Annotated in this window: 29 protein-coding genes; 26 read left to right on the forward strand and 3 right to left on the reverse strand. The window is 29.0% G+C overall.

Going from position 1 to position 26,035, the window contains the following annotated elements:
• Nucleotides 1-71: 71 nt before the first annotated feature.
• From srtB to L1S47_RS09315, 12 genes are all read left to right on the forward strand, one after another.
• Nucleotides 72-776 (forward strand): class B sortase, encoded by a 705-nt coding sequence (srtB, locus tag L1S47_RS09260; protein WP_238883297.1) that lies wholly within the window; start codon nucleotides 72-74, stop codon nucleotides 774-776.
• A gap of 212 nt (nucleotides 777-988) precedes the next feature.
• The gene (locus L1S47_RS09265; RefSeq protein ID WP_238883298.1) at nucleotides 989-2,242 is read left to right on the forward strand and encodes a DUF6273 domain-containing protein; all 1,254 of its coding nucleotides are present in this window, start codon (nucleotides 989-991) and stop codon (nucleotides 2,240-2,242) included.
• Between the two features lie 314 nt (nucleotides 2,243-2,556).
• Entirely contained in the window at nucleotides 2,557-3,216 is a 660-nt protein-coding gene (locus tag L1S47_RS09270) for a zinc ribbon domain-containing protein (protein WP_238883299.1), read from the forward strand.
• Between the two features lie 77 nt (nucleotides 3,217-3,293).
• A complete protein-coding gene (locus tag L1S47_RS09275) occupies nucleotides 3,294-5,345 on the forward strand; it encodes a VWA domain-containing protein (RefSeq protein WP_238883329.1) in 2,052 nt (683 codons plus the stop codon).
• Nucleotides 5,346-5,469: 124 nt separating this feature from the next.
• Nucleotides 5,470-5,931, forward strand: a complete 462-nt coding sequence (locus L1S47_RS09280) for a GNAT family N-acetyltransferase (RefSeq protein WP_238883300.1) — start codon at nucleotides 5,470-5,472, stop codon at nucleotides 5,929-5,931.
• Between the two features lie 435 nt (nucleotides 5,932-6,366).
• The gene (locus L1S47_RS09285; protein ID WP_238883301.1) at nucleotides 6,367-7,353 is read left to right on the forward strand and encodes a magnesium transporter CorA family protein; all 987 of its coding nucleotides are present in this window, start codon (nucleotides 6,367-6,369) and stop codon (nucleotides 7,351-7,353) included.
• Nucleotides 7,354-7,593: 240 nt separating this feature from the next.
• A complete protein-coding gene (locus L1S47_RS09290; protein WP_238883302.1) occupies nucleotides 7,594-7,869 on the forward strand; it encodes a hypothetical protein in 276 nt (91 codons plus the stop codon).
• 265 nt (nucleotides 7,870-8,134) lie between these two features.
• Nucleotides 8,135-8,473 carry a hypothetical protein gene (locus L1S47_RS09295; RefSeq protein WP_238883303.1) on the forward strand — a complete coding sequence of 113 codons (339 nt, stop codon included), beginning with the start codon at nucleotides 8,135-8,137 and terminating at the stop codon, nucleotides 8,471-8,473.
• An 80-nt stretch (nucleotides 8,474-8,553) separates the two neighbouring features.
• Nucleotides 8,554-9,093 carry a CDP-alcohol phosphatidyltransferase family protein gene (locus tag L1S47_RS09300; protein ID WP_238883304.1) on the forward strand — a complete coding sequence of 180 codons (540 nt, stop codon included), beginning with the start codon at nucleotides 8,554-8,556 and terminating at the stop codon, nucleotides 9,091-9,093.
• A gap of 116 nt (nucleotides 9,094-9,209) precedes the next feature.
• The gene (locus tag L1S47_RS09305) at nucleotides 9,210-9,461 is read left to right on the forward strand and encodes a hypothetical protein (RefSeq protein WP_238883305.1); all 252 of its coding nucleotides are present in this window, start codon (nucleotides 9,210-9,212) and stop codon (nucleotides 9,459-9,461) included.
• Nucleotides 9,462-9,537: 76 nt separating this feature from the next.
• Nucleotides 9,538-9,783 (forward strand): hypothetical protein, encoded by a 246-nt coding sequence (locus tag L1S47_RS09310; RefSeq protein ID WP_238883306.1) that lies wholly within the window; start codon nucleotides 9,538-9,540, stop codon nucleotides 9,781-9,783.
• A gap of 119 nt (nucleotides 9,784-9,902) precedes the next feature.
• Nucleotides 9,903-11,021 (forward strand): NAD(P)/FAD-dependent oxidoreductase, encoded by a 1,119-nt coding sequence (locus L1S47_RS09315; RefSeq protein WP_238883330.1) that lies wholly within the window; start codon nucleotides 9,903-9,905, stop codon nucleotides 11,019-11,021.
• Between the two features lie 31 nt (nucleotides 11,022-11,052).
• Here the strand turns inward: L1S47_RS09315 and dmpI are convergent, their stop codons facing one another.
• From dmpI to L1S47_RS09330, 3 genes are all read right to left on the reverse strand, one after another.
• Nucleotides 11,053-11,241 (reverse strand): 4-oxalocrotonate tautomerase DmpI, encoded by a 189-nt coding sequence (gene dmpI, locus L1S47_RS09320; RefSeq protein WP_238883307.1) that lies wholly within the window; start codon nucleotides 11,239-11,241, stop codon nucleotides 11,053-11,055.
• Between the two features lie 139 nt (nucleotides 11,242-11,380).
• Nucleotides 11,381-11,935 carry a hypothetical protein gene (locus L1S47_RS09325; protein WP_238883308.1) on the reverse strand — a complete coding sequence of 185 codons (555 nt, stop codon included), beginning with the start codon at nucleotides 11,933-11,935 and terminating at the stop codon, nucleotides 11,381-11,383.
• A gap of 222 nt (nucleotides 11,936-12,157) precedes the next feature.
• A complete protein-coding gene (locus L1S47_RS09330; protein ID WP_238883309.1) occupies nucleotides 12,158-12,421 on the reverse strand; it encodes a hypothetical protein in 264 nt (87 codons plus the stop codon).
• A gap of 186 nt (nucleotides 12,422-12,607) precedes the next feature.
• On the opposite strand from L1S47_RS09330, the gene L1S47_RS20745 reads away from it, so the two are divergent.
• The 14 genes from L1S47_RS20745 to L1S47_RS09395 all read left to right on the forward strand — a co-directional run bounded on the left by L1S47_RS20745 (nucleotide 12,608) and on the right by L1S47_RS09395 (nucleotide 25,938).
• Nucleotides 12,608-12,970 (forward strand): DUF5658 family protein, encoded by a 363-nt coding sequence (locus L1S47_RS20745; protein WP_373689052.1) that lies wholly within the window; start codon nucleotides 12,608-12,610, stop codon nucleotides 12,968-12,970.
• A 75-nt stretch (nucleotides 12,971-13,045) separates the two neighbouring features.
• Nucleotides 13,046-13,207, forward strand: a complete 162-nt coding sequence (locus L1S47_RS09335) for an aspartyl-phosphate phosphatase Spo0E family protein (protein ID WP_202768437.1) — start codon at nucleotides 13,046-13,048, stop codon at nucleotides 13,205-13,207.
• Nucleotides 13,208-13,304: 97 nt separating this feature from the next.
• On the forward strand, nucleotides 13,305-14,057 hold the full coding sequence (locus L1S47_RS09340) for a DeoR/GlpR family DNA-binding transcription regulator (protein WP_238883310.1): 753 nt from the start codon (nucleotides 13,305-13,307) through the stop codon (nucleotides 14,055-14,057).
• A gap of 26 nt (nucleotides 14,058-14,083) precedes the next feature.
• Complete coding sequence (locus tag L1S47_RS09345; RefSeq protein ID WP_238883311.1) at nucleotides 14,084-14,902, forward strand: Cof-type HAD-IIB family hydrolase; 819 nt, start codon at nucleotides 14,084-14,086, stop codon at nucleotides 14,900-14,902.
• Nucleotides 14,903-14,983: 81 nt separating this feature from the next.
• Nucleotides 14,984-15,613: a FlxA-like family protein gene (locus tag L1S47_RS09350; protein WP_238883312.1), complete on the forward strand. Its 630-nt coding sequence runs from the start codon at nucleotides 14,984-14,986 to the stop codon at nucleotides 15,611-15,613.
• 132 nt (nucleotides 15,614-15,745) lie between these two features.
• Nucleotides 15,746-16,930 (forward strand): MFS transporter, encoded by a 1,185-nt coding sequence (locus tag L1S47_RS09355; RefSeq protein ID WP_238883331.1) that lies wholly within the window; start codon nucleotides 15,746-15,748, stop codon nucleotides 16,928-16,930.
• Between the two features lie 33 nt (nucleotides 16,931-16,963).
• Complete coding sequence (locus L1S47_RS09360; protein WP_275297808.1) at nucleotides 16,964-17,329, forward strand: sulfite exporter TauE/SafE family protein; 366 nt, start codon at nucleotides 16,964-16,966, stop codon at nucleotides 17,327-17,329.
• Between the two features lie 137 nt (nucleotides 17,330-17,466).
• Nucleotides 17,467-19,113, forward strand: a complete 1,647-nt coding sequence (locus L1S47_RS09365; protein WP_238883313.1) for a cell wall-binding repeat-containing protein — start codon at nucleotides 17,467-17,469, stop codon at nucleotides 19,111-19,113.
• Between the two features lie 19 nt (nucleotides 19,114-19,132).
• Nucleotides 19,133-19,738 carry a hypothetical protein gene (locus L1S47_RS09370; protein WP_238883314.1) on the forward strand — a complete coding sequence of 202 codons (606 nt, stop codon included), beginning with the start codon at nucleotides 19,133-19,135 and terminating at the stop codon, nucleotides 19,736-19,738.
• A 107-nt stretch (nucleotides 19,739-19,845) separates the two neighbouring features.
• A complete protein-coding gene (locus tag L1S47_RS09375; RefSeq protein WP_238883315.1) occupies nucleotides 19,846-22,416 on the forward strand; it encodes a 3'-5' exonuclease in 2,571 nt (856 codons plus the stop codon).
• A gap of 77 nt (nucleotides 22,417-22,493) precedes the next feature.
• Nucleotides 22,494-23,258 (forward strand): SagB/ThcOx family dehydrogenase, encoded by a 765-nt coding sequence (locus L1S47_RS09380; RefSeq protein WP_238883316.1) that lies wholly within the window; start codon nucleotides 22,494-22,496, stop codon nucleotides 23,256-23,258.
• Between the two features lie 104 nt (nucleotides 23,259-23,362).
• A complete protein-coding gene (locus L1S47_RS09385; protein WP_238883317.1) occupies nucleotides 23,363-23,581 on the forward strand; it encodes a histidine kinase in 219 nt (72 codons plus the stop codon).
• A 285-nt stretch (nucleotides 23,582-23,866) separates the two neighbouring features.
• Entirely contained in the window at nucleotides 23,867-25,369 is a 1,503-nt protein-coding gene (locus L1S47_RS09390) for an NlpC/P60 family protein (protein ID WP_238883318.1), read from the forward strand.
• A 110-nt stretch (nucleotides 25,370-25,479) separates the two neighbouring features.
• Nucleotides 25,480-25,938 carry an 8-oxo-dGTP diphosphatase gene (locus L1S47_RS09395; RefSeq protein ID WP_238883319.1) on the forward strand — a complete coding sequence of 153 codons (459 nt, stop codon included), beginning with the start codon at nucleotides 25,480-25,482 and terminating at the stop codon, nucleotides 25,936-25,938.
• The last annotated feature ends 97 nt before the right edge of the window (nucleotides 25,939-26,035 follow it).

Consider the following 26,035-nt stretch of genomic DNA (forward strand, 5'->3'; position numbering starts at 1 on the left):
ATAAAATTATATATAACATATTTTTATCAGCTTTTTCATTAACTTGGATCGTATTTTGAAGGGAAAATATTATGAAAAAATTAATTATATTAATATTAAGTTTAATTATTACTGTATCATTAGGAATAATAACATATAAAAGTTATCTTTATCACAAGGATAAAAGTGTATATTTAGAAATTCAGAAGTATAAGCCTAAGATTGCTGATTTTAAGGAAGAAAGTACAGTCAACCCAGAGGAAATGAAACTTTTAAATATTAATAGTGATTATAAGTTTTGGATTAGTATAGGCAATACCAAGGTAAATTATCCAGTTGTTCAGGGTGATAATAATACCTTTTATCTAAAACATAACTTTAATGGAGAATATAGTATATCCGGCACAATATTTGTGGATTATAGAAATAATATAAATGAAGATAAAAATATAATTATTTATGGACATAATATGAGAAATGGAACAATGTTTGAAGATATAAATAACTTTAAAGATGAAAATTTTTTTAATGATAATTATATAAGTATCATTAAAGGAAACAAAGAATATAAATACGAAGTATTTTCGGTATATGTAGTACCAACAAATGAGGCTGTATTTAAAGTAAGCTTTAAAGATGATGATGAATATCTAAAATATTTAAAGGCATTAGCTGAAAGATCATTATATATAAAAGAAGTTAACCTGGATAAAAACAGCAATATTATTACATTAGCAACATGTAGCTATGAATATAATAATGCAAGAACTATAGTGCATGCCAAACTTTTATATTAATCCCAGTAAAGCTGAATAATTACCTTACTGGGATATTTTAATGATATTTTTGAATTTGTTAAAGGTACTAAAAATTTGACTTTTACGGAGAGTTCTAATAACTGGTAATTAGTAATATTCATACTGAGTAAAGTATTAAAATAGAGGTGTTATATATACGGACAACTGCTTGTTAATAAAAAATAGTGCATTAATTTAGCAAGGGGGTTCTTATGAAATTAAAAAAAACATTCTCACTATTTCTTATCCTTGTGCTTTCATCGGTATTTCTATTATCTTGCGGAAAGGATAATACTGATAAAAGTGACGTAGATACTTTAAATACTACACAAGATACAAACTTACAAAAATCAACTAGTGTATCAACAGATGTAAATGAAGTGAAAGGAAACGATACTATAGTCGGTTGTGCAAAAATGTTTGTAAATGCCTTAATCAATGCTGATGGCAAGACACTGGAGTATTTGGATAAGATAGAAGGTACTTCTGCCACACCAGATAGTTTTGTAAGTATTATTGCACCTAACTTTAAGAGCTATAACATCGATAATTTTACCTTTGAACTTCATGAAAAAGAAGGATATGTAAGTGCAAACTCTTCTGATGGGAAAATTATATTAAACTTAACCATAAAAAATATTGGTGGTGAATATTTTTTAAGTAATTTCGAGCAAATAATGGATGAAGACAATGCGAATTTAGTTTCTGAAGAACCAACAGAAGGGGCAGCAAATCCCCAAGAGGATACAATTCTAATAGGCAGTTATGTAAAGTTTGGAACCTATAGGGGACAACCAATAGTTTGGAAATGCGTAGATAATAGCAATGGTTTAATGTTAGTAGCTGAACAAATGATTTGCTTGAAAGCTTATGATGCCGCTGAAAGTGGAAATTATAAGCTTACTTCAATAGAAGTGCAGGGCCAAGGTAGCAATAAGTGGGAAAATTCTAATATAAGAGAATGGCTCAATAGCCTAGATAACAAGGTGAAATATACTACACAGCCGCCAACAGAAAAAGCAGTAATTGGTTATTGGTATGATGATGAGCCTGGGTTTCTCACTAATTTTACACAAGCTGAGAGAAACTCAATAACAATTGTTAATCATGATGGTGTAAGTGATATGGTATATTTGTTATCTAAGGAAGAAGCTAATGAATTTATTCCTCCTCATAGTAAAATTAAAAATACACCTCAAGCGATAATACTTGAAAGAAATGAAAATATTGACTATGGTGACAACTATTTTTGGACGCGTACACCTTTTGAAAAAAGTGCAGTTCAGGTATGGGCAATATTTGGACCAGACACCAGTAGTTCATCAACAAACGTTGTTAGTGAAGTTAGACCTAGAAATTCATTTGAAGGGTATGGGAGAGGTGGTGTTCTTCCAGCTCTAAACTTGAAAGAGAATAGTTTTAAATCAGGCAGTGGAACTTTACAAGACCCATATGTAATAAACTAGCAAATATTATTGACTCATATATTATGTTAATGTATTTTGTAATGGTGACAAGGGTGGAGTAATATATTCCTAAGTACAGTAGTAAATATTTAATATAAAATTCAGGCTAACATCGTAATCAATAACACGATGTTAGTTTTTTTGTACCATTAATGAACCTAAGGCAATACAGTAAACTAAATTATAGTATATAAAAAACACACCCAAAAAACTAACTCTGAAATATATTTTGGAAGTTGTAATTTTATTGTAACAAATTACAAATAGTGGAAATATACTATTTTTAGCTGTTCTAAATTAAAAGGGGGAATATAATGTATTGTAGAAATTGTGGTAAAGAAATTTTAGAGAATGACAAATTTTGTCCTGAGTGTGGTACAAAAAATGAGGCTGGAGCAATACAAAATCAATCTTCAAATATACCAAATGTAACTCAAGTTACTAAATCGGTATTAGATTCGATTAATCTTTCAAAAGATAAAAGTATAGATTTTTATATTACTCTTGTATCTTCTGTGGTAATGGTATTTTTAATGTTTGGCGGCTGGGTAAAAGCATCATTTTTAGGTATACAAAGTAATAGTTTTTCATTATATAGAATATTTAGTTTAGCAAACCAATTTAAAAATTTTGATAGTCATAATAGTTTTGTATCCGCTTTTAATTTTTTTGCTTTTCTCTTTTTTGTAGGTGCTATTTTGGGTTCTTTACTATTATGCGTATACTGTTACAAGCTTATTAAGGATTTTAAGAGTAGTTTGCTTTGGGGGAATCGTGCAATGATAACAGTTAGTTTATTATCTGCAGGATTTATTATAGTGATAATGATAGTAAATTCAAGTTTAAAAAGTGAAAGTTACGGATTGGTATCTAATTTACTTTCTTTTACGGCAACACCTTTTATTGTATTAGTGGGAGGACTTGCTAATAAATTTTATTTTTTGAAAAAGTTAAAGAGTGAAATTCCACATTAAGTGCACTTAAACAATAAATCCTGAAAAAATTAATATATAAGCTATTTAAAAATATAGGGGGGATTTTTTTGTATTGTGTGAAATGTGGAAAAGAAATGAAATCGAATGCAAAGTTTTGCACGAATTGTGGAGAGCCTGTAGGACCAAATGAAACGGAAATTGTTAGTGAGTATGTTGATAAATATGAAGAAAATACTATAAATGCTGAAGATTTAACAATGTCTGAAGGTCAAAAAGAAGAGAAATATTACGATATTGATAACAATGATAACAATGATAACAATGATAACAGCGATAATGAAATTAATAGTGAAGATAATATAAATGAATTTAAAAATAGTGATGAATTAGAAGTTACTTCTGCGTCTCAAATTAATAAAAATAACAGCATGTTAAACAAACAAAAAAAGTTGCCCAAAAAGAAATTAATAATAGCAGTCTCTGCTTTTGCAATAATCTTACTGGGTGTATTTATTATAACGAATATATTTAAGAATACAAAATCTATGCTTAATGAAGTTGAGACTACATTGGCTTCTTGTGATGAATATATATTAGATAACAATAAGTCAGAATATGATACTCTAAAGAGTAGAGTAGCCACTGAAAAAAAGGAACAAAACAATCAAAAAATAAAAGAATTATTAGCCGATACTAAGAATTTTATAACTAAATTAGAGAAGGACAATAATAATATAATAGATAATATGCTTAAAGAAACAAAAGCAAAAGATACTTCTAGGGCATACCCCGATGAACTTGAAAAAATAAAAGGTTATGAGGATAATGTTACAGCCTATAAGAAAGAAAACAAATTTATTAGTGCTAAAAAGGTATTAACTGATTGGAATAACCTACTTATAACAATAAATACTAATCATGATAATTATAATGTAGTCGTTAATCAAATTGATTTTAATAGTTATCCAAAAATAAAGGTATATTTATCAATAGAAGATAAAAATACAAAAGAAGTACCTAATAATTTAGATCCTCGTTTTTTCTACATTTCAGAAAAAAATGCGGATAAGAATGAATTCATAAAGCAGACAATTCAAAAAGTAACACAATTAAATCAACAGGAGAGTTTAAATATTAATATAGTAGCAGATGTAAGCGATAGTATGACTGGTGCTCCATTACAGAAAGCTCAAGTAATAATGACTAATTTTTTGGATCAAGTTCAATTTGATATAAAGGATGAAGTTGAGTTAACAGCCTTTTCCAATGGGGTTCGGACATGTGCATCATTTACAGACAAAAAAGAGCTTTTAAAAAATCAAATAGCTAATCTTAAAACTGAAAATCTTACAGCACTGTATGATGCTCTTTTTGCAGCAGTTAATAATACTGCCGTACAGAATGGTGCAAAATGCGTAGTAGCATTTACTGATGGACAAGATAACTTCAGTAAAGTTACACCTGATGAAGTAATTCAGGTAGCAAAGAGATATAATGTGCCAATATTTATCATAGGTATAGGTTCTGGACTCGACACTTCAAATTTAGAGAATATAGCGAAGAGTACGAATGGGTTATATAAGCAAATAAACAATATATCAGATATGTCAGATCTATATCAGAAAATTTATAAACAGAACAAGGAAATGTATCTTATTGAATACGAATCTCAGGAAAAAAATAATATGATTGATGAAAGAACATTAAAAATAGATGTTCAAACCCGTAAAGAAGGTGGAGGAACAAGTTACACATTTACTCCAAGAATGCTTATTTCAACTCAATCAGATCTAAACAACACTGATGAAATATCAGGATTGATTGGAAATTATTTAAGAAATTATATTAAGGCAATTAACAATCATGATTATTCTTATATAGAAAGCTATTTAGTTCCTGGTGGAGGCGTTGAAAAAGAGGTTAAACCATATATCATGAATGATATACAGGAACAATTGCTCTCACTTGAAATAATAAACAAAGAATTTAAAGACTCTGATACCTGTATTGTTACTACAAGAGAAACTTATGAAGTACAAAATCATGATGATCCATTACACATGAGGGTATTGGAAGGAAAATACGAAGTTAAGAAGCAGTCAGATGGAAAGTGGAAAATTTTAAATTTTGCAGACCTATATAAGGTTATATCAAAAATAAATTATTAAACTAGTTAGAAATAAAAACCACCACGTTAAAGCGTGGTGGTTTTCTGCATTATGCCATATAATTATTATATGCTATCAAGGTTATTAATACTGCTAGAGATAACCAAGTATAAAGGAGGGTAAAATGAGTATAGAAATTATAAAGGCTGATAATAAAAATAGTGATTTCATTATGCTTATAAATGAATTGGATAAGGATCTTAGGGAAAGAAATGGAGAAATACAAGATCAATATGATAAACATAATAAGGTTCTTAATATAAATGATGTTGTAATTATATATGTTGATAAAAAGCCTGTTGCCTGCGGTGCTTTTAAGGAATACAATACTGAAACTGTAGAGCTTAAGAGAATATTTGTATTAAAAAGTTTTAGAGGACAAGGATTATCAAAATTGTTGGTTAGTAGCTTAGAGGAAATAGCAAAAACTCAAGGGTATAAATATGCTATTTTAGAAACAGGAAGAAAACATATTGAAGCAATTAATTTATATAAAAGAAGTGGATATACAATAACTGAGAATTATGATCCATATATAGGTATGCCAGAGAGCGTTTGTATGAAAAAAATTATATATAAAAATTAATATGAATACCGTATTTTTCATCAATGAATGATACGGTATTTTTGTACATTTTTTTAATTATATTTTTTGAGATAGTAGCAAATATAACATTTAAAGCATTATATTATAGCTATAAATCAAGGATAATTTAAACTTGTATAAATCTAAAATCTTAAGGTAAATATAGACATAACAAATTTATCATAAATTAATATATTTTATGTGACCAAATTGTTAATATGTTTAATCTATGTTAACTTGTTTGTTTGTATAAATACTATTATAATCTAAAAGTTGATATATAATAAAAGCTTTGAGAGGCGGTGAGTAGAGTGGAAGATAGTCCCGAACCTAATAATGACACGATATTTGAGTTAAAACTAAAAAGGTGGGGGATATTATACACTCTGTATAGTTAGCTTAATATCCTCCATTAAGAAAAGGAGGATGCTTACTATGTTTACACTACCATTCAAAAATGATAAAAAACAGCAATCAATTAACATTAAGAGCATAAATACAGAGGTGAAGATAGTAGAATTTGGTGGACTTAAATGGATAGATATCATAAAGCCTACTAACAATGAAATTAATATGCTTAAGGAGATGTATGACTTTCATGATCTTTTATTAGAGGATTGCATGACTGAACATCAAAGACCTAAAGTAGATTCCTATGAAGATTACAGTTTTATCGTGCTTCATCTTCCTAGATATAAAAAAGAATATTTTAGACTTGATTTTGAAGAAATAGATATTTTTATAGGACATGATTATTTAGTTACACTTCATGAAGGAGAACTTAAGCCGTTAGTAGAGCTAGCACAAAAATGCGAATCAAGTGAAATTTCACAAAGTGAGTATATGGGAAAAGGGTCTGCACTATTATTGTATGAGATAATAAAAACACTGTTTGATTATTGTTTCCCTATGCTAGATAAAATTGGTAATATTGTTAATGAGATAAACAGGCAAGTATTTACTAATCGATCTAAAGATATGCTTGAAGTTATATCAAGAACGAAGATGCAAATCATTAACTATAGAAGCGTAATAAAACCATTAAGACCAGTTATTTTAACACTGGAAAAGGTTATTCAGAAATATCTACCAAAGGATATGGATATATACTTTGATGATATAACAGATAAAATAGAAAAGATATGGGATATGCTTGAGAATTATAAAGAAGTAATAGAATCAGCAGATAATACTTTCGCTTCATTGACTAATCACACAATGAATGGGTTAATGCGTACCTTTACTATAATTCAAGTTGCTATATTGCCAATGACACTAGTAAGCGGATTGTTTTCAATGAATGTGCAAGGAATTCCTATGCACAATTATGAATTGGCCTTTTGGATAGTATTTGGGATGATATTCATTCCAACAATATTTATTGGTATGTTATTCTTTATTAAAAAGGATAAGTGGTTTTAATCACATAATAAGCACATAAAATTGACACACAAATGAAATATAAATCATTTATTATAATAATAAGATAAGTTTTTTTATAAATTTCCCCCTTTAAAAACAGCTAGTAATTTTATATATTCTAGCTGTTTTTTATTTTTTGTTTTTTCGACATAAAAGGAGAAATTTAGAAGGTATTTGAATATAATGGGTATTATAGAAAGTAATTCAATTTGAAGTATTATATATGTTAGGAGGTTCAGAATGAGAGAAATGGATCCAGATATGTTTAAGGCAATTAATGATAATTTCAAGAAAATGCTTGAACATGAAGGCTTTGATACAAGAAATATAGATTCTGATAATATGGAGAATTTTTTGGGTAAGTTATTACAAGGAGGATATCAGATTAAACAAGAAAGACAAGCAGGAGCAAATACAATGGCTTATATCCTTAAAAAGAATGGAAAAGTATTATCAACATTTACTGTAAAAAGAGAAGGGACTAAAGTAAATGTATCAAAAGTAAAGTTTTATTAGAGTTACTAATTTTAAATTGGTAAATTAGAAAAAGCATTTAGGGATGTTCTAAATGCTTTTTATCTTTACTTAGAATGGCATGCATATTTTTATCCCTCATGAAGAAAATTAATAAAGTGAGGTGAATATGATGAAAATAAGAAGATTTATAATTATTCTTTTAATATTAATTATACTTTCTAGGCATGATATAAGAAGAAACGAAATTACGTGATTCGGTATCAAATTACATATAGCTTTAAAATAATAGGATGAGGTGTCTACCATGAAAATTAAAAAAGTTATATATCTTTCTTTATTATTAATTTGTTCTTTAGCAACAGTTTCAAAAGCAACTGAAACTAGTGACCCAATATCGAATACATATAAGCAAGGCGTATATAGTATTGCAGAGCTTCAAGACTATAAAGCAACAGCGACACTTGTTACCCCTAATAATCGCACAAGTGTTTCAATTCTTGATCACGAAGGGGATATAAGATTTTTTAAAGAATTTGACACAGTAAATGAGGTTATAAATTTAGGAACAATTCGGAATGGAGATACTATTTCCATTGTAGGAAGTGGAGAAATAGCAGTGATTTATAAAAATAGTACTCAATAAAAGATTGAGTACTTTTTTATTTGAATTATTATTATATGGTATAATATGGACATATGAAATGAGAAAATAGGATGGAAATTATGGATAGAAACATTCCTAATATATTATCAATCATGAGGATTGTATTATCAATTTCTTTATTAGCACTTATACCTTACAAATATATATTTGTAACTCTGTATATATTTATTGGTATAACAGATGTGTTAGATGGATTTATTGCTAGAAAATATGGATTAGAAAGTGATTTAGGAGCAAAATTAGATTCATATGCTGATTTCATTTTTTATTTAATATTTGTAATAATTTTTTTAATAGAGTACTCCTCAATTATTAAGTATAAGCATATGATAATGCTTATGGTTATAATATCTACTCGCGTATTAAATTTGATGGTTACTAAAATTAAATACAAAGAGTTTGTATTTATTCATACAATTGGAAATAAGTTATCGGGATTAACTATTTTCCTTATGCCTATAATGCTTATATTTATCAAAAGTTCCATTTTAGTATGGATTGTTTTAATAATTGCATTGATTTCAGCAGTAGAAGAACTTTTAATTACAGTTAAATACAAAGAACCAGATTTAAATAGGAAGAGCATATTTTTAAAATAAAAGGAGGTATTATTATTACAAATGATATATTTTCACTAGAAGAAATTAATAAATATACCTTTTATCAGCTGGAGGATTATAGCATAAACACTATTGCCAAAGGAGAGGTAGTTGATATGATAGGAAAACTAATGAAATATCTAAATGATTTATTTTGGATAGAAAAGTTTAAGGGGAAAAATAAGTTTTTTCTATTTTATGCTAGGGTAGCAATGAATGGATATTTGGTGTTTATTATAGTAAGCCTAATAGTATCCATAGCTACATTGAATTTGGATATGTTTTTTGAAAGTATATTCGTTATGATTTTCTTTCCTATTATATATCATATAATTATGGGAATACATAGACGTTTACATGGACTATAAAAGTTTATTGAGATTTAAGAATACTTAAATTAACTAGAAGATTAAGAATTAATTACAAAGAAAGAGAGAAATTTGTATGTTATTTTTACTTTTACTTATTCCTATACTTATAACTATAGCTATATTAATCAGGTTTACGGAAAATATCAACTCAATAAAACTAATGTTATTAGGAATTGAGATTTCTATTATTGGAGTAGCATTAATAGCATTAGTTGGCGGAGGAATGTCATCAAGTGATGGATTTATATATAGCTTAGTAGGCTTGGTGATAGTTTTAGTTGGAATAACAACTAGTATATTTGGATTTATTAAAAAGTAGATTTTATTGATATTAAAAGCAAAAACTCCTCAAAGCAAATAGAGGAGCTTTTTTTACTTGATGATTTTTTATGTATAGGGAATATGAAATTATACAAACTATCAAAAGGAGATGATTTTATGGAAGTTGCAATAATGGGAGCAGGCATATCGGGTTTATCCTGTGCATTGACTTTAGAAAAACATGGCATAGAACCGCATATCTTTGAAAAAAGAAGCAAGGTAGGAGACAGATTTGTTAATGGAGAAGCAATGTTTAGTATACTAAATAGACCGATTAAAGATAGCATAGAGTACATATCAAAAGAATTTGATATCCACTTAAAGCCAATTACTGAAACTAATAAAATAGTAATACATTCAAAAAATGAAGTAGGAAGTATTGAAGGCAAAATAGGATATTTAAATATTAGGGGAAGACATGAAAACTCATATGAATCTCAATTAGCAAAGCAGGTCAAAACAGAAATAAATTACAATTCAATCTATAGTTATGAAGATTTATGTAAAAAATATGATTATGTAGTATTAGCTACAGGAGATGGTGAATATTCATGTGATTTGGGGAATTATAGATGCGATTTAACTTGTAAAATGAAAGGGGTATCAGTAGAAGGAGAATTTAACAGAGATGTTCCAGAAGTATGGTTTAATTATGAGGTAGTCCCTATGGGATATGGGTGGCTTATTCCATATAGCGAAAGAGAAGCGAATATTGTAATTGCATACCCGTGTACTCCTAATAATATTAAGCTAGATTTAAATCATGTTTTTGAAAGTTTTTATAGTTTAATATGCAAGGATATAAATCAAAAGCCTAGGATAACTGATGAATTTCAATTTACTAGGTACATGATGGGAATATGTAACTCACCCAAAATAGATAATACATATTTTGTTGGAAATTGTTTTGGAGCAATCTCTCCGGGGTTAGGGTTTGGTCAATTTACTGCGATATTAACTGGAGTTTATTCTGCATATGATATTTGTGGGATAGATAAGTATGAAAAGCTTGTTAGGCCTCTATTTGATAATTATAATAATTCACTAGAGTTAAGGAGATACCTACAAAATCTAACAGATGATAAGCTGGATTCATCTATTAAATTATTAGACAACAATTTTTTTGACAAGCTAATAGACAAAATATTCTCCACTGAAAGTCAGATAGATTTAATGGAATTTGCAACTCCAATTATGAAATTAAATAATTATTATAAGAAAAAGCTCAATAATTAAAATGCTAGGAATATACCTAGCATTTTAAAATCTACTTATGAAGGTTTGATAATAAGTTTGTACCATTACCAATATTGTCATAATCATTCTCTTTAATTACTGTAACAAAAGCTTGCTCTGGAATGTTAAGAATTTTACTTGCAGAGGTAACAAATTCTTTTACAAGTTGTTCTTTTTGTTCCTTTGTAATCTTAGGTCCATCAATTTGTATTACTGGCATAATCTCATACCTCCTTAATTATATTCATAGTTAAATTATATAAAATTTTAAAAGAAATTTACATAAGCGGTTTTAATAAAAAAGAATCGTGTTCATAAGTTTTACCATATAAACACGATTTTTAATATATATTATTTATCTAGAATCTAGAATGAGAAGATGAACCACTTAACCCAAAACTATTTTGTTGCATGCCTTGTTGATTTCCATGTTGGCTGCTTTGTTGATTCCCTTGCTGCATACTTTGTTGACCTATTTGTTGAGTATTTTGACTCATTTGATCAAGTTGTAGCTGAGTTTGTTCTATAAGTTGATTCATTTGTACTAAAGTCTGATTTGATTGTAAGTATTGGTTTGCTTGATTTAAATCATTTATTGCATGAATTATAGAGCTCTGTAGTTGTTGTTGAGTTTGTTGTTGCTGCTGTTGAGCTTGATTTTTAAAGTCTTTTATTTGCTGTTGTAAGTTATTCACAACTTGTTTTCCTTGTTGATTAGATTGCATTTGTGAACCACTATTTTGTGAGCTAATAGATGAACCTATAGAAGAATTCATAGTTGTTTGCTTTAACTGATTTAATGTGCTTTCCATTGCTCCAAGTTGTTCTCTTAATCCAGAGATTTCTTCCCCAATTTCAGCATCTACCTTTTTTTCTAAATAACCTTCTAAAGCTTTCTTATTTTTTTCGTCCATTACAATCACTCCTTCATATTTATAGTACAAGTATATGTTAACCATAAAATTGAGTAATATACCGTGAATCATAAAACCAAATTCTATAAATACTTAGGAAGTATAAGACAATTATTTAAGAAAAAAAACACTACATTGAATGTGGTGTTTTTGCGTGAAATAAAAAACAATTATGTAATAATTAAATAAATTGTTCAATTTCCGATTAAATATGTAAAATTTTTAATAATCAAAATTAAATATTTCAAAGGATATTGAGCTAGGATTTAAATCAGTAAGATATCTCAAAATATCTTTTCTACCGAAGTATGTAGGAATAGTAAGATCATTGGCAGACATCAAAATTATAGGCAATCCAGGAAAATATTTAGCATAAGATGCTTGGATATTTTTTGCTGTGGTTGAATCCATTACAATAGAATAATCAACAGGAATTAGTGCAAAAGTTAATTCGCTATTATTAATTATTGCTGCCTCTAATTGCACATAAACCCCTCCTTTTAAAAATTAATTAGGATATAATAACTATCTCTTTAATAACAACATAATTTATTTATCGTAGAAAAATTCAAATAATTAATATTTTATGGTAAAAATTATAGTTTGAGTAAATAATTAATTAAATGTTTAATATATTTTATTGTGGTAAGAATTTAAGTAAGAGGAGATATGATGGAGATAATAAATAGGTATAAGGGAATAAGCCATATTAAGAGGAAATTTATTTTTTTATTTATTTTAAATATTATAGATCTTTTTTTTACTTGGATTGTACTTTTTACAAATGGAGAATATTTTAGTGAAGTAAATTTGGTAATGAGTAAAATTATATATAATATTCCTCAAGCATTCGTTATAAAAATTGGGGGAGTTGGATTAGTTATTTTTTATTGGTACTATAGGCTAAGAGGTTCAAACGAAAAAGAAATTCTACTCTCTAATAAGGTTCTTAATTTTTTAATAGTTGCGTTTTGCATCATTACCTTTGTACATCTGTTTAATTTAGGTTTATGTTTTTATATAAATAGATCATAAAAAATAGTGGAAAATTAGCCCAAGGACTTATAGAAAATATCTCTGTTGGAAATAATAGTAATGGAGGTGTTTTTTATGTCGGAAGCTGAGGATTTATTAAAAGATATTGAAACATTAAGAGAACAATTAGAAAATACCATTAAACAGAAACAGGAAAATTTAATTAATTTTGAAGTTATTAGTGTTAGTAGAATGTTGAATTCGCTTTTGAACAAATATAATGAAACCATTAAATAAAGATAGAGCTTAGGCTCTTTTTTATTTGCTACAATTTACTTAAAAGTATTGATAAAATACTTATAAATACTTAAAATGGAATTAGAGGTGATACTATATGTTTCAAGAAGAAAGATTATTAAAGATATTAGAATATTTAAATGAACATAGTAAAATGTCAGTACATGATATTTGTGAAACATTGAATGTATCGAGAGATACAGCACGCCGTGATATTATAAAGCTTATTGAGCAAGGAACTGCCATAAGAACACATGGAGGAATAGCGATACCAGCCATAAGAAATACGATTAAAGTTTATAAAGAAAGACTTAAATCTTATTCTGAAGATAAGAAAAATATAGCAAAAAGAGCATTGTCATTTATTCATTATAAAGAACACTATTTTTTTGATGTATCAACAACAATAAGTTTTTTATCAGAATATTTAAATGAAGAAGTTACAGTTGTTACGCATTCTCTAGATAATATTGAAGTTCTTTCAGAAAAGGAAAATGTAAAAGTTTATTCTACTGGAGGTTTTCTTAATAGAGATAATAGATTTTTCTATGGGCCAGATTCAATAAGCTATTTTAAGAATATGTTTTTTGATGCAGTGTTCTTAGGTGCAGCGGCTATAATGGAAAATGGTATATATTATACGGATGAAGAAGATGCATATATAAAAAGCGAGGTGGTAAAACATTCTTCAAAAGTTATAGTTCTTGCAGAATACGAGAAATTCATGTTTAGCAGTTATCACATGGGAGTAGCTTTAGATAAAATAGATATTATAATCACCGATAAGACTCCTCCTAAAAGCTTTTTAGAAATAATTGAATCGAAGAATATTGAAGTAATAGTTATTTAAATTATTTGCGTTCCGGGGGCGTTTGAATGTGTAAATATAAAATGGTGTGTTTAGATATAGATGGGACATTAATAAATTCAAATCATAAGATTACTGAAAAAACAAAAGATATAATTGATATAGTTGCTAATGAAAAGAAGATTCGTACAGTTTTAGTATCAGCAAGAATGCCAAAAGGAATAATTCCACTGCAAAATGAACTTAATATTTCTGAGCCTCTTATTTGTTATAGTGGAGCATTAATAATGGACAAACATTCAAATGTATTAGCTAATAAAGTTATGGATTCCATGGTGATTAAAAAGATATATGATACTTCAAAAGATTTTAAGGTGAGTTTAAGCATATATAAGGATGATGAATGGTATATAGAAAACCTTGATAAATGGGCAATAAATGAAAGTGAGATTACCAATATCTCTCCTGAAATAATAGATTTCAATAAATTAATTAAACAATTAGAAAACCAAAATTCTGGAGCAAATAAGATTTTATGTATGGGTGAACCGGAAGATATTCAGTTACTATATAAAGAGATTAATTTAACTAGCAAGGAGGATATAAATGTATATCCATCAAAACCAACTTACTTAGAAATTATGGCGAAAGAGGTATCTAAAACATCAGCCATAGAATTTCTATGCAAAGAATGTAATATTGAAAGAGGGCAGGTTATTGCAATAGGGGATAACTACAATGATATAGATATGATAGAATACGCGGCACTTGGGATTGCTATGGGTAATGCACCTATCATGGTTAAAGAACATGCAGATGAAGTTACTTTTACCAATGATGAAGATGGTGTTGCAAAAGCTTTAGAGAAACATTTTATAAAGTTATAATAGTAAGCGCTTGGAGAAATTTGTAATATATACGTTAAATGTTGTATAATTATATAAAAGTTTTAGCTAAGGAGGATAATCATGAATATTACAGCGATTAGTTCTAGTACAAGTGCAACAACTTCATATACTAAAGATAACAATGAAATTGATATATTAGAAAAACAGAAGATGAAACTACAAGAGCAGTTAAAAAATTTAAATGATTGCAAAATTGATGAGAGTACTAAAAGAGAAAGACGTAAGATGCTTGAGAATCAAATAGAGCAGATTGATACTGAAATACAATCTGTACAAAGTGAAAGATTAAAAGATAATTTGAAATCAAATAAAGAAAGTCAGAATAAAAATACAAGCACTAGTAAAAGTAGTTCGAGTAGCATTTATGGTGAAAGTGATTTATTTCAATTAAATTCCACATACTCTAAAGAACAAATAATTAATAAGACAAAAAGAGATTTTAATGGAAAAGAAAGAGTACTGAAGATAGAAATAAAATTAGATGCGGGAAGAGGCGCTGCAACTGAAAGGAAAGAAGCAGAACTTAATGAGATAGATAAGAAAGATAAGGCCCTAGACAAAAAACTTAGTAAAGTACATATGGAAAATAAAGATAAGAAAGAGGATAATATAAATTCCACTGTAGAAACCAATAAGGAAGTTCAAAAAGAGGAAGAGATAGTTTATAAAAAGATAGATACGATTGTTTAATAACTGAGGCTTGTCAGAATACGGACAGGCCTTTGTCATTTATAAACTTAACAGGAAATACAAAGGGTATGATAAATGTTTAATGGTATAATTAAGATAGTGATTTTTACGAAGGAAGGTTGTTAAATGTTAATGGAGCAAGAAAAGCAGATACAAAATGGCTTTAAATTAAGTCGTTTTTTAATAGTAGTAATGGCAGCAACATGTGGAATTACAGTAGCTAATCTATATTATATTCAACCACTACTTGCAGAGATAGCAAGATTTTTTAATGTTACTCAGGGAAGTATAGGTTTTGTTGCAATGCTTACGCAAGTGGGGTATGCATTAGGAATGTTATTTTTATTACCTTTAGCAGATATAAGAGAAAAAAGAACTTTAATTGTAACAATGTTAATTTTCGCTGCAATGTCACTTGTTCTAATGTTCCTCTCTCATAATATTGCAGTAGTAGCAGTAGCAGCTTTTGCAATTGGGTTTACTTCAGTAGTACCACAATTAATTGTACCATTAGCAGCTCAGCTAGCAAATCCCAAGGAAAGAGGAAAAATAATAGGGTCAGTAATGAGTGGTTTGTTAATTGGGATATTGTTATCACGTACCTTTAGTGGAATTGTTGGAAAATATTTTGGATGGAGAATTGTATACCTTATTGCAGCAATTATGATGTTAATTTTAGCATTAGCATTAAGAAATATTTTGCCTAGAAGTGAACCAATTTCGAAAATGAAATATGGAGAATTATTTAAATCAATGCGCAATCTCATAAAAACAGAACCTGTATTAAGAGAAGCTTCAATTAATGGAGCAATGATGTTTGCAGCTTTTAGCGCGTTTTGGACAACTCTATCATTTTTGCTTGAAAGTCCTTATTATAACATGGGTTCAGAGGTAGCAGGTCTATTTGGCTTAGTAGGAGTTACAGGAGCACTAGCAGCTCCTATTGTAGGGAAAGTAGCGGATAAAAAGAGCCCAAGGTTCACTATTGGAATAGGTATGATAATTGTTACTAGTGCGTATATATGTTTTACAGCATTAGGATTTAAACTTTGGGGATTAATTATTGGAGTTATTTTATTAGATCTTGGAGTTCAGTCTTGTCAGATTTCAAACCAAGCAAGAGTTCATGCTTTAAGTGAAGAGGCTCGAAATAGAATAAATACTGTTTTTATGGTTTCGTATTTTATAGGAGGTTCACTAGGATCCTATTTAGGATCATTAAGTTATGCACATTTTGGTTGGTATGGGGTATGCTTTATAGGAATAATAACTCAATTAATAGCAATAATAATTCATAAAATTAGAAAAATTAATTAGCATTATTTTATTAATAGTTTAGGAGGAAATTTTATGATAACTAGTATAATAATTGATATTTTAATTGGAATTGCAGCAGGTGTTTTAAGTGGATTATTTGGAATAGGTGGAGGTATAATTATTATCCCTGCATTAATTTTCTTTAGACATTTTCCTCAATTGAAAGCACAAGGAACTTCTTTAGTAGCTATGCTACCACCTGTAGGGATATTTGCATTTTTAGAGTATTATAAAAAAGGAAATGTTGATGTATATTCTGGAATCATTATATGTGTAACTATGTTAATAGCTGCAAAATACGGTGCACAACTAGCAGCTGTACTTCCAGTTGATGTTATGAAGAAAATATTTGGGATTTTTATAATATTGGTAGGAATAAAGACCTTTTTTGGGAAATAATAAGAAATAATGTTACAATGCGATTACAAACCAGTAAAAGAAGTGTAAAATTTGTAAATGTAAATATATGCTTGTTGAGAAATGGCAAATTTTTATATATAATTGAAACTGAAATTAGTTTTTAAAAGGGGGATACTATGAGAATTAAACTAAAGAATGCTATTAGATTAGTACTAGCAAGTGTTCTTACGCTTACTATTATAAATATTAATAGTATAAACGCATCAGCAGCTACAATAACAAGTCAAACAAGATATAGTGGTAGTACAAGAATCGAAACAGCAGTAGAGGTAAGCAAGGCAGGTTGGACAAGCTCTCAAAATGTTATACTAGCATATGCTTATGATTTTCCCGACGCACTAAGTGGAGTTCCTTTAGCACTTTTAAAGGATGCACCAATTTTATTAACGGATAAAACTTCTATTCCAACTAGTACAATGGATGAAATTAAACGTTTGAATGCAAGTAATATTTACATATTGGGTAGTAATGGAGTAATTTCTGATAGTGTAAAAAATGGTTTATCTAGTTCAGGATATACAGTAACAAGACTTGGCGGTGCAGATAGATTTGAAACATCTTTAAAAATAGCAGATCAAGTTAAAGCTAGTAATTCATCACATACAGCAGTAATTGCAATTTATGATAATTATCCAGATACACTTTCAATATCTCCATATGCAGCGATGAAACATATACCAATATTATATACTCAAGCAAATTCATTAGAAGCAAATACAAGAGCTTGGTTAAAAAGTAATGGTATAACTAATGTTATAATAAGTGGAGGAACAGGAGTAATATCTCAAAATGTTGAAAATCAACTTACAAGTGATGGAATGACTGTTCAAAGGTTATCAGGAGCTAATCGATATTTGACAGCATTAAATATTGTTAAAACATTCGAAAGTAGTTTTAATAGTAATAGTAAAATAATGTTAGCAACTGGAGAGGACTTCCCGGATGCTTTAGCTGGAGGTGTTTTAGCAGCAAAAACTCAAACGCCTATTCTATTAGCTCAGGACAAGTCTATGGAAAAAGACGTTAGAGATTATTTAGATTCAAAATCAAGTTTAGGCATATTCGTTCTTGGAGGAACAGGTGCAATACAAAGTAATATAAATAACTACTTTGGTAAATTGATCGTAGTAGATCCAGGACATGATTACGGTGCAGATTATGGTGCAGTAGGAAATGGATATGCAGAAACTGACTTAAATATGCAAGTAGCATTAAAAGTTAAAGCTAGCTTAGAAGCTAGAGGTAACAAAGTGGTTCTAACTAGACAAGGATGGGAAAGACCAGTAGCAACAAGCTTAAGTCAATCATTACAAAGTAGAGTGGACTTAGCTAATGGATTAAAAGCAGATTTATTTATCAGTATACATCACGATGTATCATCTAATTCATCAACAACAGGTGTAAGTTCACACTATAGTACATATAGGCCTAATATAGAGACTAGTGGAGTTGTAACAGGAGATGATCCTAATGGATGGTATTCAGGAGTAGATATTGATACAACTCCAAGTGATGCAGCTATAGTAAGTAGAAATTTAGCAACTAAGGTAGTAAATGATTTATCTTCTAAAATGGGATATACTAATAGATATGCACATGATCATAATTTATTTGTAACAAAGAATACAATTATGCCTTCTTTATTAGTTGAATGTGGATTCTTATCTAATTTAGATGAAGCTAGAAGATCAGCTAATGCAGATAATCAAGCAAAAATCGGAGAAGTAATTGGAGATGCAGTACAACAAACATTAGGAAATTAAATGTTTTGGAGGTATAGTAGTGAAAAGATTTTTAAATATAATTGCAATTTTAATTGTATCTACCTTATTTTTAGTAGCATGTAATAATAAAAAGGATGATGCAACTAAAACAGATAATAAACAAGTAGAATCAAGTCAAAATAATGATACAGAAAATAATACTTCAGATAAAACCACTGATGAGTCTAAGTCAACTGATAATCAAAGTGAGAAGATTAAGATTCAAGATGCTAACATCAATCAAGAAGATAAGAAGGATGAAACTAATACAACAGTAAAAAAAGAGGCTTCTTTAGATGATAAGGTGAAAGCTGTAACTAAAGAAGTTATGGATAAGTGGTTTAATGGAAAATCATATGAAGTTTCAACTAAAAAGGAAAATAATAAAGTTATTGCAGTTATAAATCTTAAAGAAACCAAAAGCGTACAAGATAGTAGTAGTTGGTACCAACAGTTTCAAGGTGATCAACAAGCTCTAATTAATGCTAAGAGAATAGTAAATAATATTCTTCAGAAAGATTATTCTGGAGAGTGGGTTCAGGGAGTTAAGGTTTTATATAATGGGGAAGAATGCCAGTTTGAGCATGCTCCACAACTAACTAAAACAATCTATAATACAATATAAAAATAAGATTGGATATCTCAAAAGTTAAAATGAGATATCCAATTTTTTTACTTTAATCAGTATTATTGGTATTATTGATATATGTTATGTATTGGTGGTGAAATGCTATGGATTTAAATTACGAGCAAAATTTACTTATAAATGAGCAAGAAAGAAACATAATGTTACTTGCGTCAGCAGGGACCGGAAAAACAGATGCTTTATCAAAAAGAATAGCAGATATAATATCAAAAGGAAAAGCTAAAGCATCAGATATATTATGTATTACATTTACCAACAAGGCCTCAAAGGAAATGAAGGAAAGAATTGAAAAAATAGTGGGGACAGAGGCTAAAAATATTACAGTAAAAACCTTTCATAGCTTTTGTTTTGACATTTTAAAAATGGAAGTTAAAAAGAAAACTGATATATTTTCTGATTTTATTATCTTTGATGAAGATGATTGTAAGGAGATAATTAAGAGTTGTAACTATTTTGATTTTTCTATATATCAGTTGCAGAGATTTATTGAGATAGTTAAATTAGTGAGGGTTAATAGAGAAATCTTTAGTGATGATCTTCAGAAAGATTATAAAGAGGCAGTAGAATATTTAATAAAAGAAAGTAAAGAAAAATTAGAGGAGATATGTACTGAAAGAGGAGAACTTAACAGTAAGTTAATGGATTTTTTAATAGATAAAGGCCATATTCTAGTTAATTCATATAATTCTTTACTTTATAATAATCATGGACTTGATTTTATTGATTTGATAGCTAAGACAAAGGAGTTATTTAATAGTGAGGAAGTTGTAGAGGCTCTTAGAAATAAATATAAATATATAAATATAGATGAAGTTCAAGATACAAGCCTGTTAGAATATTCCATTATTGAAAAGTTATTTGAAGGAAATAATGTTTTAATTTGCGGAGATGTATTTCAGACTATTTATAAATGGAGAGGCTCGGAGCCAAGCAAGATATTTAAAAGATTTAGAGAAAAATATGATCCTTTAGAAATAGCATTTTCAGTGAACTATAGAGCAAGTAAAAATCTCACAGAAGCTTCGCTAAAATTTTTGCGAAATGCATTTCCAATTGAGATGAAAGATTTATATAAGGAAGGTATTAAGGCAAAATCTCAAGAAGAGGGAGAAAAGATAATTATAAAACCTAATTCAAATATTAGGGAAGAAGCAAAATTCATATTAAAAGAAGTAAAAGAATTAGAAAAAAGAAATATTGATTTAAGCAAGGCTTGCATTCTTACAAGAGATAATCGTTATAACATAAATTTAAGCCAGTATTTAAGGACTTTAACACAATATGAAGCTTTGAATTTTGAATTTATATTAGTAGACCAATTTAAGTTCTTTAGAAGACAAGAAATAAAAGACATTATAGCTTTCTTAAAGCTTGTGGGAAATAGATATGATTCAGTTAGCTTGAAAAGATTATTAAAAAGACTTCCTACTGGTGTTGGAGATAAAACCTTTGAAATTATAGAATCAGAGGAATATAAGAAAGTAGGGATATCCTTAACAGATTTTGTAGATGAGGATGTACTAAAATACGGAGAGAAGTATTCCTTGCTTATAGAAGAGTTTAATAATGACAATATAGTTGTCTTTGATGTAGAAAGCACTGGAGTAGATGTAACAGAAGATGAAATAATACAAATAGCTGCAATTAAGATAGATAAATCAGGGGAAGTAATAGATGTATTTGAAAGATTTCTTAAAAATAATAAGTCGGTTAAAGATTCAGAGCATGTACATGGCTTTAGTGATGAATTTTTAAGAGAAAATGGTGGGGACAGAGGCGAAGTTTTAAAGGAATTTATTAAGTTTTCGGAAGGGACTGTCATTGTAGGCCATAATGTTCAGTATGATATAAATATATTAACTAGTGAGCTTACAAGACTTTCACTTGGTAAACCAGGATTTAAGACCTTTTATGATACATTAGATATTTATAGGAGATTTTATCCTAATACTATAAATCACAAATTAGAAACTTTAAGCAAAATATTTAAAACTAAGCATATACCAAGTCATGATGCAATGGATGATATTTTAGCAATAAAAGACCTTTTAGTTAGAGCAATAGAAACTGATATAATTCCTACATCTATAGAGAGGGTTTCATTAATCAATAAACATATAAAGTCATTTTCTAATATCTCACAAAAGATAAATAAATTGTTTAGTGATGCTGAATATATAAGGCCATATGATATAGTAGGTAAAATCGTAAATGACTTTAATTTAAAAACTTTATACCCAGGGGATGCTGGTAAAGAGAAAATAGAGAGAATGAAAGACTTCTATGTGCTATTAAGAGAATTAGATGATAAAGAAAAGAGTAATAGAGATTCATTAATTGATATCATAAAACTAACGTCTCTTTCAAATGGAGAACTAGAAGGATTGATTGTTAATAGAACCAAGAAAGCAAGAATACCAATAATAACAGTACATCAGGCAAAAGGATTAGAGTATGAAACGGTATTTATAGCAGGAGTTCAAGACAATACTTTTCCGTCTTATATGGCAATAAAAAATAACAATATAGATGAAGAAAAAAGAACTTTTTATGTAGCAATAACTAGAGCTAAAAAGAGACTTTATATAACTACTAGCATAATGGATAGAGATAAGAGAAGTTTTATAAATTTGGTCTCTCCTCAGTTTGTAGATTAATTATAGTAACATAGGTTACAGATGTTTTTAGTCAATATGTTTATTATATTAATTAAACGCATTAAGGAGGATAAGTAATGGGGAGATATGAAAAACAGAGAAGTTTTTTAAAGTCAAATTTTAATGAGTTTAAGAATATAAAAACTGATAAGATGAAAGGCATGCCAAAACCTGATGAAGGTAAAGCATATGATTCATGTTCAGAGCTTATTAATCTTCCAGAGGTAAGTCATGAGGTTTTAAGTAAAGAAAATATCTATGAGTGCATAAAAAGTAGAAGAAGCACAAGATTCTATTCAGAAGAATCAGTAAGCATTGAGGAATTGTCATATTTATTATGGGCTACACAAGGGATTACAAGCATTAATAAGGCAGGACTTACACTAAGAACAGTTCCATGTAGTGGTGCAACACATTCATTTGAAACATACCTTTTCATTATGAACGTAGAAGGTATACAAAAAGGTGTATATAGATATATTCCAGCAGAGCATAAACTTCTATTTATGTTTGAAATTGATAGTATAGATGAAAAGATCGATGAGATTACGTTAGATCAGCCATTTGTACCTAACTTTGCGAAAAAGGCAGCAGTAATATTTGCTTGGAGTACAACTCCATATCGTTCTGAGTGGAAGTTTGATATTACAGCCCATAAAAAAATATTAATAGACATTGGACACGTATGTCAAAACCTATATTTAGCAAGCGAATCAATTGATGCAGGAGCTTGTGCTATTGGTATTTACGATCAAACTATGATAGATGGTCTTTTAGGGTTAGATGGGGATGAGGAATTTGTAATATATCTTGCTGCTGTGGGGAAAAAGAAAGAAGAATAATTTACAGTAGATTAGGGCTCCTCCTTCTCGTTTTACAAATATTGGATTTGGTGATATTCTTAATTTGTGATTGTATTTAATATACTTTGTTAGGGGGAGAGGCTTTGAAGTTTATAACAATAATGCTTTTTATACCTGTTATAGTGTTGCTTGTTTATATGGTAATTTATCCAAGAGAAAGCTCGTTATGGGGTAAGAAGTGGCAGTTTAAAAATGATAACCTTGAACCAAGTGATGAAGTCATTAAATATAATAGATTTATGGCAGTAATAGCTTTAATTGTAATAATAATTTTATTGATTGTAGCATTAGTTAAAGAGTGAGAAAAGTAAAAATCTGAACGTTTTGATTCCATATATGGTAAACAAAACGTTCTTTTATATTTTAAGCCATAATACCCTATAATCTCATAGTGTATTACGGTTGTAACATAGAAATATGTCAAGTATAATATACGGTATCGGGCGTAACAGTAGATAGGTAAAGTACTGTTATAATAAGATAACGATTACGAAAGTTGTATATTAAGCAGGGGTAAGCCGTAAGACTTTTAAAGAAATCATATATTAATTCTTGTTAATATGATCTTAATACAGGAGGGCATAATAATGGCTAAAAAAAGGTTTTTTAAAAAGACGTACAAGCCGTACATGTCTCTAGTAGTATGCGGAATGGTAGCACTTGGCACATTGTTAGCAAACCCAAAGGAAGTGAAAGCTTATAGTAGTCCTGGAGATAATAGTATTAAACTTGATACTTGGAATATGGAAAATGGGACTTCAAAAAGTACAAGCTGGAGTGGCACTATAAATACATATCAACCAACTAAAACAACTGATAAAATAGTAACAGGTGATTTTGATGGTGATGGACATGATGAAGTAGCAGCATTTTATGATTACGGAAATGGTGACACGGGACTTCATGTATGGAATCCAAATTCATCTGGAGATACATTTAAGTGGACTAGTGTATGGAAATCAAATGACTTCGATGCAAAATTAATAGATGGTAGAGTTGTAGCAGGTGATTTTGATGGTGATGGTAAGGATGAAATAGCAGCATTATATGATTATGGAAATAATAAAGTAGGTTTGTTTATTTGGAATGCAACAAGTGATACATCTTATAATTGTAGTAAACAATGGGAATCAGGTGTATTTGATGCTTCTAAAATTGTTGGAATGGTGTCAGGAAACTATGATGAAGAAGGAAAAGATGAAATAGGAATAGTTTATGATTATGGTAATAGAACTACTGGTGTATGGATTTTAGATGAAAATCCAGATAAATCTTTTAAAGCCAACAAGTCATGGGAATCAACCACCTTTGATGCACAAAAAGTCAAAGGTAGAATAGTATCTGGTGATTATAGTGGTGATTCAAAAGATGAGATAGCTATGTTTTATGATTATGATAATAGAACTACTAAAATGTGGGTACTTGCTCAAAATTCAAAAGGAACCTTTGATACATCAAAAGGTTGGGAATCCACAACATTTGATGCGGATCTTATTACAGATAAAGTAACATCAACAAATGATAATTCAACTACTAAAGATAAGATTGGTGCATTGTACGATTATTCAAGTAATGCATCAAGAATGTTTGTCTGGAATCCAACAGGAGATTCATTTACTTGTTCTAATGTATGGGAATCAAAAAGCTATGATGCAGATAGAACTGTTGGTAGAGTATTTGCTGGGAAGTTTGATGGAAATACATCCAAGTTAGGGGTTATATATGACGGTACTGCAGAAGTAGTCCAATCTAAAGAAAGTAAATTAATATCTGAGTCTAAAAAGTATATAGGCATTCCATATGTTTATGGAGGAACAACTACAGCTGGTTTTGATTGCTCAGGGTTTGTTCAATATGTATATTCTCAAATGGGTATACAGTTAAATAGAACAACCTTTGATCAAATTAATCAAGGAACCCCAGTATCTCAATCAGAATTAAAACCAGGAGATTTAATTTTCACTGAAAATGGTGGACATGTTGGGATATATGTAGGAAATGGACAAATGATTCATGCACCAAGAACTGGAGACGTAGTTAGGATAACAGATATCTATCATTATTACTCAGCTAGAAGAATAATAAATTAAAAATAATAAAGTAAGTTTATGGAGTGATGCTATATTAAATAGTGCATCACTCTTTTTTTATAGAATGATATAATCAATATATATTAAATAGTAGTATTGAGGTGAGCATAATGAGTGATAGGGTGGAATTAACAAATATGTGTATGGTTTATGATAGAAAGAATAATAAGGTATTAGTGCAAGAGCGGGTAAAGTCATGGAAGGGAGTTTCTTTTCCTGGTGGACATATTGAAGAAGGAGAAAGTATAGTTGAATCTACTATAAGAGAGATAAAAGAGGAGACAGGCTTAACTATTTCTAATTTAGAGTCCTGTGGTGTAATTAATTTGTATAATAGTGAAACTGGTGAAAGATATTTTGTCTTTAATTATAAAACAGAGGTATTTAGCGGAAAGTTATTAGATCAAACTTCCGAGGGGAAAATGTTTTGGGTAGATAAAGATGAATTATATAAATTAATTCTTGCAGAAGGATTTGGAGAAAGATTGCCGATGTTTTTTGAAAATAAATACTCTGAAGGCTTCGGAATCTGGAATGAACAAAGTTCAGGAAATTTAAAATTAAAATAGGGGACGGTTAACATTTATTTATTAGGCTATGTTTTAATATAGTGTTGAAAATAGACTAATAAAAATTATAGGTGGGATTGTCCACCTATAATGCTAA

The organism is Clostridium sp. YIM B02551, assembly GCF_022324735.1.
GTDB lineage: Bacteria > Bacillota > Clostridia > Clostridiales > Clostridiaceae > Clostridium_T > Clostridium_T paridis.

Excerpts from the sequence above, each read along its gene's own strand:
- srtB (WP_238883297.1), top strand. The coding sequence starts at position 72 with ATGAAAAAATTAATTATATTAATATTAAGTTTAATTATTACTGTATCA.
- L1S47_RS09265 (WP_238883298.1), top strand. The coding sequence starts at position 989 with ATGAAATTAAAAAAAACATTCTCACTATTTCTTATCCTTGTGCTTTCA.
- L1S47_RS09270 (WP_238883299.1), top strand. The coding sequence starts at position 2,557 with ATGTATTGTAGAAATTGTGGTAAAGAAATTTTAGAGAATGACAAATTT.
- L1S47_RS09280 (WP_238883300.1), top strand. The coding sequence starts at position 5,470 with ATGAGTATAGAAATTATAAAGGCTGATAATAAAAATAGTGATTTCATT.
- L1S47_RS09285 (WP_238883301.1), top strand. The coding sequence starts at position 6,367 with ATGTTTACACTACCATTCAAAAATGATAAAAAACAGCAATCAATTAAC.
- L1S47_RS09290 (WP_238883302.1), top strand. The coding sequence starts at position 7,594 with ATGAGAGAAATGGATCCAGATATGTTTAAGGCAATTAATGATAATTTC.
- L1S47_RS09295 (WP_238883303.1), top strand. The coding sequence starts at position 8,135 with ATGAAAATTAAAAAAGTTATATATCTTTCTTTATTATTAATTTGTTCT.
- L1S47_RS09300 (WP_238883304.1), top strand. The coding sequence starts at position 8,554 with ATGGATAGAAACATTCCTAATATATTATCAATCATGAGGATTGTATTA.
- L1S47_RS09305 (WP_238883305.1), top strand. The coding sequence starts at position 9,210 with ATGATAGGAAAACTAATGAAATATCTAAATGATTTATTTTGGATAGAA.
- L1S47_RS09310 (WP_238883306.1), top strand. The coding sequence starts at position 9,538 with ATGTTATTTTTACTTTTACTTATTCCTATACTTATAACTATAGCTATA.
- L1S47_RS09315 (WP_238883330.1), top strand. The coding sequence starts at position 9,903 with ATGGAAGTTGCAATAATGGGAGCAGGCATATCGGGTTTATCCTGTGCA.
- dmpI (WP_238883307.1), bottom strand. The coding sequence starts at position 11,241 with ATGCCAGTAATACAAATTGATGGACCTAAGATTACAAAGGAACAAAAA.
- L1S47_RS09325 (WP_238883308.1), bottom strand. The coding sequence starts at position 11,935 with ATGGACGAAAAAAATAAGAAAGCTTTAGAAGGTTATTTAGAAAAAAAG.
- L1S47_RS20745 (WP_373689052.1), top strand. The coding sequence starts at position 12,608 with ATGGAGATAATAAATAGGTATAAGGGAATAAGCCATATTAAGAGGAAA.
- L1S47_RS09335 (WP_202768437.1), top strand. The coding sequence starts at position 13,046 with ATGTCGGAAGCTGAGGATTTATTAAAAGATATTGAAACATTAAGAGAA.
- L1S47_RS09340 (WP_238883310.1), top strand. The coding sequence starts at position 13,305 with ATGTTTCAAGAAGAAAGATTATTAAAGATATTAGAATATTTAAATGAA.
- L1S47_RS09345 (WP_238883311.1), top strand. The coding sequence starts at position 14,084 with ATGTGTAAATATAAAATGGTGTGTTTAGATATAGATGGGACATTAATA.
- L1S47_RS09350 (WP_238883312.1), top strand. The coding sequence starts at position 14,984 with ATGAATATTACAGCGATTAGTTCTAGTACAAGTGCAACAACTTCATAT.
- L1S47_RS09355 (WP_238883331.1), top strand. The coding sequence starts at position 15,746 with ATGGAGCAAGAAAAGCAGATACAAAATGGCTTTAAATTAAGTCGTTTT.
- L1S47_RS09360 (WP_275297808.1), top strand. The coding sequence starts at position 16,964 with ATGATAACTAGTATAATAATTGATATTTTAATTGGAATTGCAGCAGGT.
- L1S47_RS09365 (WP_238883313.1), top strand. The coding sequence starts at position 17,467 with ATGAGAATTAAACTAAAGAATGCTATTAGATTAGTACTAGCAAGTGTT.
- L1S47_RS09375 (WP_238883315.1), top strand. The coding sequence starts at position 19,846 with ATGGATTTAAATTACGAGCAAAATTTACTTATAAATGAGCAAGAAAGA.
- L1S47_RS09380 (WP_238883316.1), top strand. The coding sequence starts at position 22,494 with ATGGGGAGATATGAAAAACAGAGAAGTTTTTTAAAGTCAAATTTTAAT.
- L1S47_RS09390 (WP_238883318.1), top strand. The coding sequence starts at position 23,867 with ATGGCTAAAAAAAGGTTTTTTAAAAAGACGTACAAGCCGTACATGTCT.
- L1S47_RS09395 (WP_238883319.1), top strand. The coding sequence starts at position 25,480 with ATGAGTGATAGGGTGGAATTAACAAATATGTGTATGGTTTATGATAGA.